Source organism: Rhodococcus sp. 1R11, assembly GCF_004563845.1.
In the GTDB taxonomy this organism is placed as follows: domain Bacteria; phylum Actinomycetota; class Actinomycetes; order Mycobacteriales; family Mycobacteriaceae; genus Rhodococcoides.
This window is the reverse complement of record NZ_SPNG01000010.1, coordinates 95,037-108,241: the sequence shown is the minus strand read 5'-3', so window position 1 is coordinate 108,241 and position 13,205 is coordinate 95,037. Positions and strand designations below refer to the sequence as shown.

Annotated in this window: 12 protein-coding genes; 5 read left to right on the top strand and 7 right to left on the bottom strand. The window is 65.2% G+C overall.

All coding sequences use genetic code 11. The features are described from left to right. Nucleotides 1–54: 54 nt before the first annotated feature. Entirely contained in the window at nt 55–1,461 is a 1,407-nt protein-coding gene (locus E4P29_RS17970) for an APC family permease (RefSeq protein ID WP_135046548.1), read from the top strand. 5 nt (nt 1,462–1,466) lie between these two features. On the opposite strand, the gene E4P29_RS17965 is transcribed toward E4P29_RS17970, so the two are convergent. After that, on the bottom strand, nt 1,467–2,897 hold the full coding sequence (locus tag E4P29_RS17965) for an NAD(P)/FAD-dependent oxidoreductase (RefSeq protein WP_135046547.1): 1,431 nt from the start codon (nt 2,895–2,897) through the stop codon (nt 1,467–1,469). 29 nt (nt 2,898–2,926) lie between these two features. On the opposite strand from E4P29_RS17965, the gene E4P29_RS17960 reads away from it, so the two are divergent. Next, the gene (locus tag E4P29_RS17960; RefSeq protein WP_135046546.1) at nt 2,927–3,685 is read left to right on the top strand and encodes an SDR family oxidoreductase; all 759 of its coding nucleotides are present in this window, start codon (nt 2,927–2,929) and stop codon (nt 3,683–3,685) included. Nucleotides 3,686–3,718: 33 nt separating this feature from the next. Here the strand turns inward: E4P29_RS17960 and E4P29_RS17955 are convergent, their stop codons facing one another. From E4P29_RS17955 to E4P29_RS17945, 3 genes are read right to left on the bottom strand one after another with little or no spacing between them, the layout of a single operon-like run. Then, nucleotides 3,719–3,964 (bottom strand): DUF2630 family protein, encoded by a 246-nt coding sequence (locus tag E4P29_RS17955; RefSeq protein ID WP_135046545.1) that lies wholly within the window; start codon nt 3,962–3,964, stop codon nt 3,719–3,721. A 16-nt stretch (nt 3,965–3,980) separates the two neighbouring features. Beyond that, nucleotides 3,981–5,237, bottom strand: coding sequence for a hypothetical protein (locus E4P29_RS17950; protein ID WP_135046544.1), 1,257 nt, complete (start codon nt 5,235–5,237; stop codon nt 3,981–3,983). Continuing rightward, the gene (locus tag E4P29_RS17945) at nt 5,234–5,998 is read right to left on the bottom strand and encodes a crotonase/enoyl-CoA hydratase family protein (RefSeq protein WP_135046543.1); all 765 of its coding nucleotides are present in this window, start codon (nt 5,996–5,998) and stop codon (nt 5,234–5,236) included. The genes E4P29_RS17950 and E4P29_RS17945 overlap by 4 nt, the downstream gene beginning before the upstream one ends. A gap of 60 nt (nt 5,999–6,058) precedes the next feature. Here E4P29_RS17945 and E4P29_RS17940 point away from each other — a divergent pair, with 60 nt between their 5' ends. Together E4P29_RS17940 and E4P29_RS17935 are read left to right on the top strand one after the other, a co-directional pair. Then, nucleotides 6,059–6,661, top strand: a complete 603-nt coding sequence (locus E4P29_RS17940; protein WP_027496005.1) for a TetR/AcrR family transcriptional regulator — start codon at nt 6,059–6,061, stop codon at nt 6,659–6,661. Continuing rightward, on the top strand, nt 6,648–8,264 hold the full coding sequence (locus E4P29_RS17935) for an acyl-CoA dehydrogenase family protein (RefSeq protein ID WP_135046542.1): 1,617 nt from the start codon (nt 6,648–6,650) through the stop codon (nt 8,262–8,264). Before E4P29_RS17940 ends, E4P29_RS17935 begins: the two co-directional genes overlap by 14 nt. A gap of 15 nt (nt 8,265–8,279) precedes the next feature. Here E4P29_RS17935 and E4P29_RS17930 read toward each other — a convergent pair whose 3' ends face one another. Next, on the bottom strand, nt 8,280–9,290 hold the full coding sequence (locus E4P29_RS17930; protein WP_135046541.1) for a hypothetical protein: 1,011 nt from the start codon (nt 9,288–9,290) through the stop codon (nt 8,280–8,282). Nucleotides 9,291–9,415: 125 nt separating this feature from the next. Further along, nucleotides 9,416–11,065 (bottom strand): glucose-6-phosphate isomerase, encoded by a 1,650-nt coding sequence (gene pgi / locus E4P29_RS17925; protein ID WP_135046540.1) that lies wholly within the window; start codon nt 11,063–11,065, stop codon nt 9,416–9,418. An 83-nt stretch (nt 11,066–11,148) separates the two neighbouring features. Here pgi and E4P29_RS17920 point away from each other — a divergent pair, with 83 nt between their 5' ends. Continuing rightward, on the top strand, nt 11,149–12,600 hold the full coding sequence (locus E4P29_RS17920; RefSeq protein WP_135046668.1) for an NAD-dependent succinate-semialdehyde dehydrogenase: 1,452 nt from the start codon (nt 11,149–11,151) through the stop codon (nt 12,598–12,600). Nucleotides 12,601–12,644: 44 nt separating this feature from the next. Here E4P29_RS17920 and E4P29_RS17915 read toward each other — a convergent pair whose 3' ends face one another. Continuing rightward, nucleotides 12,645–12,935 (bottom strand): chorismate mutase, encoded by a 291-nt coding sequence (locus tag E4P29_RS17915; RefSeq protein ID WP_027496010.1) that lies wholly within the window; start codon nt 12,933–12,935, stop codon nt 12,645–12,647. Nucleotides 12,936–13,205 lie beyond the last annotated feature (270 nt).

Sequence of the window (13,205 nt, the reverse complement as noted above, 5' to 3'; positions counted from 1 at the left end):
CCATCTCGTTTTCCATGTCAGCATTGTGCTCTCAGTACGGGTAGCGTCCCAACGATGTCCGAGCGACGTACTCTGACCACCGGGCGAGTGGTATTTCTGGTGGTTGCTGCCGCAGCACCGATGGCGGCCATGATCGGTAATGTGCCATTGGCTTTGATTCGCGGAAACGGGGCGGGATTGCCTGCCGCCTACGCGATCAGTGCCGTTGTGTTGCTGTGTTTCTCGGTGGGTTTCGCGGCGATCGCACAGCAGGTGTACAGCACCGGGGCGTTCTACACCTACATCGGTCTCGCGTTGGGTAAACCGCCTGGAATTGCTGCCGCATATGTCGCAGTTGTCGCGTATACGTCACTTGCATGCGGGCTTTCAGGAGCATTCGGCTATTTCACCCATTTGGTCTTCGCCGATTCGGGCATCGATATTCCGTGGTACGTCTTCACCGGCGTTGCCGTGGTGATCGTGGCAATTCTCGGGTTTCGAAATGCCGACCTCTCGGCCAAGGTCTTGGGGACATTGATGGTGCTGGAATTTGCTTTTCTGGTGGTGTTCGACGGCTTGGTCGTCGGGCAGAAGGGTGCTGCCGCAGTGCCACTGGAGTCGTTCACACCGACTCAGGTGTTCTCCGGTTCGCTCGGTATCGCCATGATGTTCGCCTTCTCGAGCTTCATCGGGTTCGAATCCGCAGCGTTGTACGGGGAGGAGACCAAGGACCCGCGGCGAAGTATCCCGCGTGCGACGTTCATTGCGGTGTCGATCATCGCGGTCTTCTACGTCACGACGAGCTGGATCGTCGTCGGTGCGGCAGGCGGCGTCGACGCTCCGGCGCTGGCCCGGACCGAACTGGGCAACCTACTGTTCACGCTGGCGCGTGAGTACGGCGGAACAGTGCTGTACGACGGAACCGCAGTGCTGCTGTGCACCAGCGTGCTCGCCTCGTATCTGGCGGTGCACAACGCCGCCAGTCGATATCTGTTCGCGTTGGGCCGTGAGCGTGTACTTCCGGTGTGGCTCGGCCGAATTCACCCGCGGCACGCGAGCCCCCACGTCGGGAGCATCACTGCATCGGTGGTGGCAGCGGTATCGCTGACGGGCTTCGCGGTGGCCGGTGCCGACCCCTACCTGAGCTATGCGGCCGGTGCCATCGGCCTCGGCACTCTGGGTGTCATCGCGCTGCAGGCCGCCGCGGCACTGTCGGTGGTCGTGTTCTTCATCGGCCATCCCGATCGATCCGTGTGGCGCACCGCGATTGCCCCGGGCATCGGATTTCTCGGGTTCACGACCGGATTGTTCCTCGCCGGAACGCATTACAGCGTGCTCACCGGATCCGATTCTGCCGTCGTCAACGCGGTACCGGTGGTGCTGATCCTCGCAGCGATCCTCGGGATCCTGGTGGCTCTACGCCTGAGGCGAACCGACCCGACAACCTACGCCGGGATAGCTGCAGCATATGCGCGGAGCTGAACCTGTCACCGGCGCGATTCGAGTAGCCGGAGCCAGATTTCGCTGACCGTCGGATACGACGGCACCGCATGCCACAGATCGTCGAGCGATACCTTCCCGACCACGGCAACGGTGGCCGCGTGGACCAATTCGGCCACCCCCGGCCCGACGAAGGTCGCCCCGACGAGAGTGTCGGTGGCCCTGTCGATCACCAACTGCGCACGACCCGAATAGTCGTCCTGCTGCAGGGAGGAACCCGCAACGGCGATGTCCTGGGCCGCGATCTCGACGTCGATACCGGCTTCGCGTGCCTTCGCCTCGGTGAGCCCGACCGAGGCGACCTCGAGGGGCGTGAAGACGACCTGGGGAATCTGTCCGTGATCGGCGGTGGCGCGAAACTTCTTGTGATCGAGTGGCTTTCCCTCGGCCCGGGCAGCGATGACGTCACCGGCCACCCGTCCCTGATACTTGCCCATGTGCGTCAACGGTGCCCGGCCGTTCAGATCGCCGACGGCATAGAGCCAGTCGTGGTCTCCCACAGTGAGGTGATCGTCGACGTCGACGTATCTGCCGTCGGGAAGACCGACGGAGGACAGCCCCAGATCCGAGCTCGCCGGGGAGCGGCCCGCCGCGACCAGCACCTCATCCACGACGAGGTCCTCGCCGCCGACCGTGAGAGTGACCGGACCACCGTGGATTCGGCCGACGCCGGTGTCGGCGGGATCTTGTCGCGACACAGCCGTCAGGGACGCGTCGAGCATGATCGTTGCGCCGCGTTGTTTCAGTACATCGGCGACGAGTTGTCCGGCGAACGGCTCGGAGCCCGCCAGCAGGGACGAGCCGCGCACGATCATCGTGACTTTCGCCCCGAGGGACAGCAGCCACGTCGCTGCCTCGCTCGCCACGACACCGCCGCCGATGATGGCCACGTGTCCGGGGGTCTCGTGAATGTTCGTGGCATCGCGGGAGATCCACGGTCGGGCGTCGCGAAGGCCGGGAGTGTTCGGTACCGACGCGGTGGTGCCGGTCGCCAGCACCACCGCGTGCCGAGCTGTGAGCGTTCTGCCGTCGACCTCGACGGTCTTGACCCCGCTGAGCCGTCCGTGGCCACGGATCACCGAGATGCCCGCGGACTCGGCCCACGACACCTGCGACGAGTCGTCGAGGCCGTGCGTGAAGGATTCCCGTCGGGCCAATACGGCGTCGGCGTCGAGGGGTTGGTCGCCGACCAGTTCTTTCACACCCGGCATGTTTCGGGCGGTGTCGAGCACCTCGCTCGGCCGCAGGAGCGCCTTGCTGGGCATGCATGCCCAGTACGAGCATTCGCCGCCGACGAGTTCGTGTTCGACGATGGCGGCGGTGCGGCTGCTGCCTTGTATCGCGTACTGCGCGGCATTCTCGCCGACGGGTCCTCCGCCGATGACGATCACATCGAATTCCGAGCTGTCTGGGGCCATTGCTCCACAGTGACATAGGCTCCCCGCTTATGGCGACCACTCGGAGCAAGATTCTGATCACCGGCGCGAGTTCGGGACTGGGCGAGGAGATGGCGCGCCGCTTCGCAGCCATGGGCCGCGATCTCGCGCTCTGTGCGCGACGGGTCGAGCGGCTCGACGAGCTTCGTTCCGAACTGATGACGCAGCATCCCGGGATCACCGTGGCGGTACGCGCCCTCGACGTCACCGATCACGATGCCGTGGTGATGGTGTTCGGCGAACTGCGCGACGAGCTGGGCGGCCTGGATCGAGTTGTCGTCAATGCCGGACTCGGCAAGGGTGCGAAAATCGGATCCGGTCGCGCGGACGCCAATCTGCAGACCGCGCGCACCAATTTCGTCGGTGCGCTGTCGCAGGCCGAGGCTGCGTTGGCGATATTTCGGGTCCAGAAGCACGGGCACCTGGTGTTCGTCTCGTCCATCAGCGCCGATCGAGGTCTGCCCGGTGCCAAGGCGACCTACTCGGCCAGTAAGGCGGCGGTGGCCTCTCTCGGAGAATCGTTGGCCACCGAGTTGGCTCGCACCGACATCGTCGTCACGACGCTGCTGCCGGGCTTCATCGCCACCGACATGTCGGCGGGCGCAGGCGACAGTGCTGCTCTCACAGCCACTCTGGACGAGGGCGTCACCGCGATGGTCCGGGCCATCGAGAGCGAAACGCGCCGCGCCGCGCTGCCCGGCCTGAAATGGCGAGGCATCGACGCGGCGCTGCGGTTCCTGCCGAACGTGCTGACGGATCGAATGGTCTGAATCGCAGGAGTGGAGCCTGCGGAATGACCGGATCTACTGCAGGTATCCCTCGACCTGGTTGACGCTGTTGGCCGTCGCGGAGTCGGGGTCCTTTCCTGCGTCGATGCGTGCGCGGCGCTGCCGGAGCAGGTCCCAGCACTGATCGAGAGCGTGTTCGAGTGACGCGAGCTGTGCCTTCTCGGTGTCGGGATCGATCTCCCCAGCCTGGGTCTCGGTGCGCAGCTTGTGCTCGGTGGCGATCAGCTGCTGAATCTTGGTGTGGATATCGTGCTCGTTCATGGCTGCAACGGTAGACCTACCAGGGTGTACCGGCCAGGTTTCGCCGCGCCAGAGCGCGGTGCACCGCGGCGGTGAGTTCTGCGGCCGATCCGACCAGCGCGTCGTCGGTGCACACCAGGGAAAGTGTGTAGCGCCCGTCCATCCGGGACAGGTAGGTCGACAGTCTGATCGTCGACAGCGGGATCGGTCCCGTCGGTGCGGGGTGGATCGCGCGGGTGGCCAGACCGCAGGATCGATGCGGTCCGAGGGTAGCCAGAGCCTGCGGAATGTCGCCGATGTTGGAGCACAACACTTCTCCGCGCCCCGGCGTCGACGTCAACTTCGCCGCAAGGCGGTGGGGGAGCAGTTGGACAACCTCGGGCGGGTACCCCGCGGGCGCTCCGACGGGCGCGGCGAAGGCAGCTTTGCACGCCGCGCGCACTGCAGCCGGTGAATCGTCTCCGCGAACGTCGACGGTGGCCATCCCGATCGAGTTCGCGTCGCCGGATCCGGTGCGGAAGGGGATGTCGACGGTCACCGTGGGTGAGCCGAGTTCTGCCATGGTCGCGGCGACGACGCATACGAACAACGAATTGGGTGAGCCACCACCGAGCTCGGCAGCCGAATCCCACTGCGCTGCATCGACGTCTACGACCACTGAGAATGCCCGTCGAACACGGTGGGGGCGAGTGCGATTCGAGTCGGATGCCGTGAACGCGCGCAGCTCGGCCCGAGCCTTCGCGCTCACCCACAGTCGAGCGGTCGCGAAAATCGACCGCACGAGCACGGTGACGATCATGCGCAGAGCGTCCGCCGCGTCCGAACCGGGGGAGGCGATCGGCTCGGTTTCTACCGAACCTGAAAACGACTGTGCGGCAGCGTCGATGAGCCCGCGGGCATCGGCGAGCGCATGCGAGCACACCAGCGATACGACGGTACCGCCGTCGGCCAGCGGAGCTGCCGTCAACCGCCACCCCGGTCCGTATTGCGGATCCAACTGCACATCGGCCTGGTGGTCGGCCCACTCGATGGCATCGTCGACCGGCTCGGAGGCGACCGTCAGCGTCAGCGAGGTGGAACAGACGTCCCATCGGAGCCGGGCACCGGGGATGCGAGGCACGCCGACCTGCCGCCCCAGCTGCCCGCGCGCGAGCGCAGCGTGTACCCGTTCGAGTTCGTCCTGGGTCACCGACTCAGCAGTACGCCAAATACCCTGCAGTGCAATCGGTGTGCCGTACCCGCGGTGTGTGCGGAGAAAGATCTCGTCGATCACCGACAGGCGGGTCGAGGTCACGGACTGGGGGTACCGTGTCGCCCCGCGCCCGAGGCGAACCGACTCGCTCCGGTGAGCGCGTCGGCGGTGATCGAGATGGCACCGTGCCGGAACTCGTTCTTCAGCGCGGCTTCCTCGTCGAGGCCGTCCTGCTCGAGGACGGACAGTCGATCCTCGCGCATGCAGGTCTGGGGCAGCAACGCCAGTTCGGCGGCCAGCGCCTCGGCCTCGGATCGGGCACGGCCGACCGGAACCACCCGGGTGATCAGACCGATGTCCAACGCTTCCTGGGCGGCCACGGCGCGTCCGGTGAGAATCATGTCCATCGCTCGCCCGGTGCCGATGATGCGCGGCAAACGCACTGTGCCGCCGTCGATCAGGGGCACGCCCCAGCGTCGACAGAACACGCCGAACGTGGCGTCGTCCTCCGCGATGCGTAGGTCGCACCACAGGGCGAGTTCGAGCCCGCCCGCGACGGCGTGTCCCGACACCGCGGCGATGACCGGCTTGGACAACCGCATTCGCGTCGGGCCCATCGGACCGTCGCCGTGTTCGGTCGCGTGGTTCGACCTGGGGGTGCCGAGCGCCTTCAGATCGGCACCGGAGCAGAAGGTCCCGCCTTCGCCCCACAACACGGCAACCGACGCGGATTCGTCGGCATCGAATTCCTCGAAGGCCTGAGTGAGTTCCTGAGCAGTGGGCCCGTCGACGGCGTTGCGTGCCTCCGGGCGTGAGAGGACCACGGTGGTGACGGGGCCTGATCGTTCGATCCGTACCGGCATGGTTACGAACCTACTCGAGTCCCCTTGCGTGAAGCACTGAATCAGTGCTTCAATCCTTCAATGCCCTACCGGCGAACACCCGCAGTGCAGGCCCGGCTCGATGCCGGCCGAACGAAACTGCTTGCTGCCGCCGTCGAGGTCCTGTCCACCAAGGGATACGCGGGCCTGTCGGTGGCCTCGGTCGCCGCGGCCGCCGGCGTGTCTGCGGGCAGCGTCTACACGCACTTCGACGGCAAATCCGACCTGGTCGTCGAGATCTTCCGGCAGGTATGCACCCGAGAAGTGGCTGCGGTGGTCGCCGTCGCCGCGCACGGCAGCACATCCGAGCGAGTCGCCGCGGTGGTCCAGACGTTCGCCGGGCGAGCCCTGAAGAACCGCACGATGGCCTACGCGCTGCTCGCCGAACCGGTCGATCCAGCAGTGGACGCCGAGCGGTTGGTGTTCCGGCGCAAATTCACCGCTGCGTTCGCCGACGCGATCGTGGCAGGAATCGCCGCCGGGGAAATTCCCGATCAGGATGCGGCGATCTCGGCCGCCGGCCTCGTGGGCGCCGTCGGCGAAGTGCTGGTCGGTCCGTTGTCCTCGCACGAGTCCGTGGACGTGGTCCCCGGTCTCGTCGCTTATTCGTTGCGTGCGTTAGGAGTTCGAGATGAACACACATGAGGTCTTCAATCAGGCGACCGACCTGACGCCCTACGACGTGTCCGACGACGCCTCGCTGCTGGACGGCCTCGACCGCGCCGGCGGCGGCTGGGCGCGCGACGAGGTGCGGCAATTGGGCGCTCTCGCCGGCGGAGTCGAGGCCCAGGAGTGGGGCAGGCTCGCGAACGAGAACCCACCGGTGCTCAGAACACACGATCGGTACGGCCATCGCGTCGACGAGGTCGAATTCCACCCGCATTGGCACGACCTGATGACCGTCGCGGTCCAGCACGGACTGCACGCCAGCCCGTGGACAGACGACCGAGTGGGTGCGCACGTGGCCCGCGCCGCGAAATTCTATGTATGGGGACAGGCCGAAGCAGGCCACATGTGCCCGATCTCGATGACCTACGCCGTCGTACCCGCGTTGCGGCACAACCCATCTCTGGCCGAACAGTTCGAACCATTGCTGGCGTCCCGGGAATACGATTTCGGGCTGCGCGAGCCGTCGAGCAAACGCGGCTTGATCGCCGGTATGTCGATGACAGAGAAGCAAGGCGGCTCTGACGTTCGCGCCAACACCACCACCGCCACCCCGTCGTCGGACGGCACCTATTCGATCGTCGGCCACAAGTGGTTCACGTCGGCACCGATGTCGGACATGTTCCTGACGTTGGCCCAGGCACCCGGCGGGCTCTCGTGCTTCATGTTGCCGCGGGTGCTGCCCGACGGCACCCGTAACCGAATGATGCTGCAGCGCTTGAAGGACAAGCTCGGCAACAAATCCAACGCCTCGGGGGAACTGGAATACGACGGTGCGACCGGCTGGCTCGTCGGCGAGGAGGGCCGCGGGGTGCGCACCATCATCGAGATGGTGAACATGACCAGATTGGACTGCGTCATCGGCTCGGCTGCCGGTATCCGCAACGCCACCGTCCGCGCGGTGCATCACGCACGTCACCGAGCTGCCTTCGGTGCGCAACTGATCGATCAGCCTCTGATGCGAAACGTATTGGCAGACTTGACCATCGAATCCGAAGCGGCGACCGCGGCCATGATCCGCCTGGCGCAGGCCACCGACGGTTCCGCTCGCGGCGACGATCAGGAGAGCGCGCTACGCCGAATTGCTCTGGCCATCACCAAGTACTGGGTGTGCAAGCGCGCACCCGCACATGCGGCCGAAGCACTCGAATGCCTGGGCGGCAACGGTTACGTCGAAGAATCGGGTATGCCTCGGTTGTTCCGCGAATCGCCGCTGATGTCGATCTGGGAGGGCTCGGGCAACGTCGCCGCACTCGACTCGCTGCGTGCACTCGCTCGTCAACCCGACAGCGTCGAGGCCTTCTTCGGTGAGATCGGCAAGGCGTCGGGCGTGGACTCTCGACTGGACGACGCCATCGCCCGCGTCGGGAAAGAACTCTCCGACACCTCCGACATGGAATACCGCGCCCGCCGCGTCGTCGAACTGATGGCCCTGACCTTCCAAGGCGCGCAACTGGTGATGCACGGAAACCCTGCGGTGGCCGACGCCTTCTGCGCGAGCCGACTCGACCGCGACTGGGGCATTGCCTTCGGCACCCTGCCGACGGGAGTCGATACGGCAGCGGTGTTGGCTCGGGTGTAGTGGCCGTCCGGGGATTTACGCCCCTCGTGGGAATTCGCACCGCCTGTAGGGTGCGCATATTCCTACGAGCGCCGTAGCTGTGGGGAGGGGTAGCTCGGCGTACCGTCCACTCGGCGGGCCGAGGAGCAATGCCCGCCGGTAGGCAGCATCAAGCCGGTCGATGATGACGTGCGGAGTCGACAGGTCCCGCCAGTCGAATCTGAACACCGTTCTGCCCTGCTCGGCCAACCGGTTGTGCCGATTCTTCTCCGCGATGATCGCTTGCCGTGGCTGCGGACCGTACTTGTCTTCCCCGTCGAACTCGGCGATCACCTCGGCCAGGTCGGGAAACAGGAAGTCGGTACGGGCAATGCGTCGACCGCCTTCGTCGAAGATCGTCTGATTGGACAGCGGAGTCGACACTGTCTGCAGGATCAGTCGCGATCGACTTTCGCCGACGCTGTCGCTCCGCGCACTCATCACGCTGACTGCACGTCTGGCGCGTCCGGTACCAATTCGGAATTGCGCTGCGTCGCAGAACTTCTCGAGTTCCTCGATCGTGGTGAGGCCGTGGCGCAATGCCCGATCACCGAGGCACACCGCAACCTCGAGTGGATGAGTCCTGGCGACGTCGACGACTGTGCGCGCGGGACGTGTGACACGCATACCGTCGAGATGAAACCACTCGTCGTCCAGTAGATCGGTGCCGTGGAGGAACCGGCGTCGACTGCGCTTGCCCGAGTGGCCCTGACGGTTGGTCATCGTCACCGTGTCGAGCGGCAAGTTCCACACGTCGAGTCCGAGAACCACCGCTGCGGATACGTGGCTGAGTACGACGTCGTCGCCGGAATCGGTATAGGTCGCCTGCGCCAAGAGTGCATGCTGCTGCGCAGAGTTCAGTGTTGCGAACACATCCCCTCGAACGAACCAGCCTCTACGGATTGCAACAATGGACTTGTGTGCGCGTGCCCGGCGAAGGTTGTCATCGGTGCAGCCCGACGCGAGCGCATCGGCACGGGTGAAGAGCCCACACTGGTCGAAGTCCATGCTCGATTGGACGCACGGCCGACCTGTTTGGATCCGTCGAGCGGCAATCTACGGCCCGTCCAGGAATCCGCACCGCCTGCAGGGTGCGCAGATTCCTACCAGGGCCGTAGATCCCCCGACCGACCTCAGACTGCGCGACCCCGCTGATCGCGGTACCAGCGCACCAGTGCGTCGGTGGACGAATCCGATTGCACGGCAGGGGCTTCGGTGTCGGTGAGTACCGGGGTCAGTTCGAGTGCCTGGGTCTTGCCGAGTTCGACGCCCCACTGGTCGTAGGAGTCGACGCCCCAGATGACGCCTTCGACGAAGACCTGGTGTTCGTACAGGGCGATCAATTGGCCGACGACGGACGGGGTGAGTTTGGGGGCGAGGATCGAGGTGGACGGTCGATTGCCCGGCATCACCTTGTGCGGCACCACATCTGCGGGTGTGTCCTCGGCGGCGATTTCCTCGGCGGTCTTGCCGAAGGCGAGCACCTTGGTCTGGGCGAAGAAGTTGCTCATCAACAGGTCGTGCATCGAGCCGCTGCCGTCGCGGGTGGGCAGATCGTCGGTGGGCTCGGCGAAGCCGATGAAGTCTGCCGGCACCAAACGTGTTCCCTGGTGCAGCAATTGGTAGAAGGCATGCTGACCGTTGGTGCCCGGCTCGCCCCAGAAGATCTCTCCGGTGGGGGTGGTGACGGGGGAGCCGTCGGCCTTGACGGACTTGCCGTTGGACTCCATCGTCAGCTGCTGTAGGTAGGCCGCAAAGCGCGAGAGGTCATTCGAATACGGCAGTACCGCACGGGTTTCCGCACCGAAGAACGAGCTGTACCACAGGCCGATCAAGCCGAGCAGAACCGGCGCGTTCTCGGCGAGCGGTGTCGACCGGAAATGCTCGTCGATGCGGTGGAAGCCGTCGAGGAATTCGGCGAACGCCTCTTTGCCGACAACGGCCATGACCGACAGGCCGATTGCCGAGTCCACGGAATAGCGTCCGCCCACCCAGTCCCAGAAGCCGAACATGTTGGCGGTGTCGATGCCGAAGTCTGCGACGCGTTCGGCGTTGGTGGACACGGCGACGAAGTGCTTGGCGACGGCGTCCTCACCGAGTGCGTCGACGAGCCAGCGGCGGGCCGCGGTCGCGTTGGTCAGCGTCTCGAGGGTGGAGAACGTCTTGGACGCGATGATGAACAGCGTCGACGCCGGGTCGAGTCCGTCGAGCGCGCCGACGAGATCGGCGGGGTCGACGTTCGAGACGAACTTCGCGGAGATCCCCGCATCGGCGTAGTGACGGAGTGCGTTGTAGACCATGACCGGGCCCAGATCGGATCCACCGATACCGATGTTGACGACGGTGGAGATCTTCTCGCCCGTGGCACCGACCCATTCGCCCGAACGCACGCGATCGGTGAATTCGCCCATGGCCGTGAGGACTTCGTGTACATCGGCAACCACGTTCTGGCCGTCGACGGTCAACGACGCATCGGCCGGTAGACGCAGCGCGGTGTGCAGCACAGCGCGATCCTCGGAGGTGTTGATGTGCTCGCCTGCGAACATGGCGTCGCGCTTGCCTTCGACGTCTGCGGTGCGCGCCAGTTCGATCAGCAGCGCGAGAGTCTCGCTGGTGACGCGGTGCTTGCTGTAGTCGATGTGAAGATCCGCGGCGCCAAGGGTGAAGGTGCGCCCTCGGTCGGCGTCATCGGCGAACAGAGTTCGGAGATGAGTATCGGCAATCGCGGAGTGGTGATCGGTCAGTTTCTGCCAGGCATCCGTGCCGGTGATATCGACGCTCATACGAACCAACAGTAATCCGGTGCCGAGTCATGCGCGCGTCGTTTGTCGTTTGCATCGGGCGCTGCGGAGGCATCATGGACGGTATGGACCAACGTGCATTGATCGATTCGATTCCGGCAAAACTGTGGATCGGCGGCAAGGCCGTCGACGCCGAGGGCGGTAAGACGTTCCCGGTGAACGATCCGGCGACCGGCAAGCCCCTGACGGAGGTGGCCGACGCATCGCCCGCCGACGCGATGAAGGCCCTCGACGCGGCTGCTGCGGCGCAGAAGAGCTGGGCGGCAACACCTGCCCGCGAACGCAGTGAAATTCTTCGAGCGGCGTTCGAGAAGGTCACCGAGCGTGCCGACGACATCGCGCTGTTGATGACTCTGGAAATGGGCAAGGCCCTCGCGGAGTCGAAGGCCGAGGTGAAATACGGCGCGGAGTTCTTCCGGTGGTTTGCCGAGGAAGCGGTGCGCATCGGCGGTCGATACACCCCGGCCCCGGCAGGCAACGGCCGCATTCTCGTGACTAAGGCTCCGGTCGGCCCGGTACTGGCGATCACCCCGTGGAACTTTCCGTTGGCGATGGGCACCAGGAAGATCGGGCCCGCTCTGGCCGCCGGCTGCACCATCGTGGTCAAGCCGGCCCGGGAGACCCCGCTGACGATGTTGCTGCTCGCGCAGATCTTCGACGAGGTCGGCCTGCCGGAGGGCGTGCTCTCCGTGCTGACGACGTCGAAGTCCGGCGACGTCACCGGGCCGCTGCTAGAAGACCCGAGGCTCCGCAAACTCACCTTCACCGGATCCACCGGCGTCGGCAAATCGCTCGTCGAGAAGTCCGCGACGAGGTTGCTGCGGACGTCGATGGAACTCGGTGGCAATGCCCCGTTCGTGGTGTTCGACGACGCGAACATCGACGACGCGGTGGACGGCGCGATGCTGGCGAAGATGCGCAACGGCGGCGAGGCCTGCACGGCGGCGAACCGTCTGCACGTGCACAACAGTGTGCGTGAGGAATTCACCACCAAGTTGGTGGCGAAGATGTCCGAGATGAAGCTCGGACCCGGCGTCGACCCCGACACCAAGCTCGGCCCGCTGATCAACGCAGACCAGCTCGAGACCGTGCAGGAGCTCGTCGACGATGCAGTGGAGAAGGGAGCGACGGTAGCGCTCGGCGGTAGCGCACCGGGTGGCGACGGCTACTTCTACCCGGCGACCGTACTCACCGACATGCCGGCGTCGGCCCGCATTCTGAAGGAGGAAGTGTTCGGTCCGGTGGCCCCGATCGTCGGATTCGACACCGAACAAGAAGGAATCGACGCGGCCAACGCCACCGAGTACGGCTTGGCGTCGTACATCTACACCGAAAGCCTGGACCGTGCGCTACGGGTGGCCGACGCGATCGACAGCGGCATGGTGGGTGTCAACCGCGGAGTGATCTCGGACGCGGCAGCACCGTTCGGTGGAGTCAAAGAATCCGGATTCGGCCGTGAGGGCGGATCCGAGGGAATCGAGGAATACCTCGAGACCAAGTACATCGCACTGAAGTAGAGCATCGGTTGGGCGTGCATCCTGCGCGCCCAACCGGGGTTCGGTCAGTGGCCGAGGCGACCGCGGCCGAGGCGGAGCAGGAGCATGGCCAGCGTGTGACCCTCCTGGCCGAGGCTGCTGAAACGCTCGAGAACTTTCATCTCACGGCTGTGCACGAGGCGCGGGCCGCCGGACGCCATGCGGGTGCGTCCGATGATCTGCGAGACCTCGGACCGACGCCGCACTGCTGCGAGGATCTCGGCGTCGAGACGGTCGATCTCCTGACGCAGGTCGTTGATCTCGGCTTCGCTGGAAGGCAATGCAGTCTCTGAATCGATCTTCGTCGTCATAGCCATCGTCTCTCCTCGGGTCACATCTTGGATCGTTGCGTCGTCCGGCACCGTTACGCCTTTCGTATTCGGAACTGCAGCGGCTGTCGGCTGGGTTTCGTCTCGAAGGACCGAGATCGACGAGATTCCCGCCGGGAAAGCTGGGGCGTTACGACTGTCGACAGGCTCCCGCTCGTCCGGCTGCGCAGTGGCCGATCCGACGCAAGCGATGACGCACGACTTTTTCGATCACCGATCCAGTGTGCCACGGGGTAACCGTCCTGAAAAGTCGGAGAC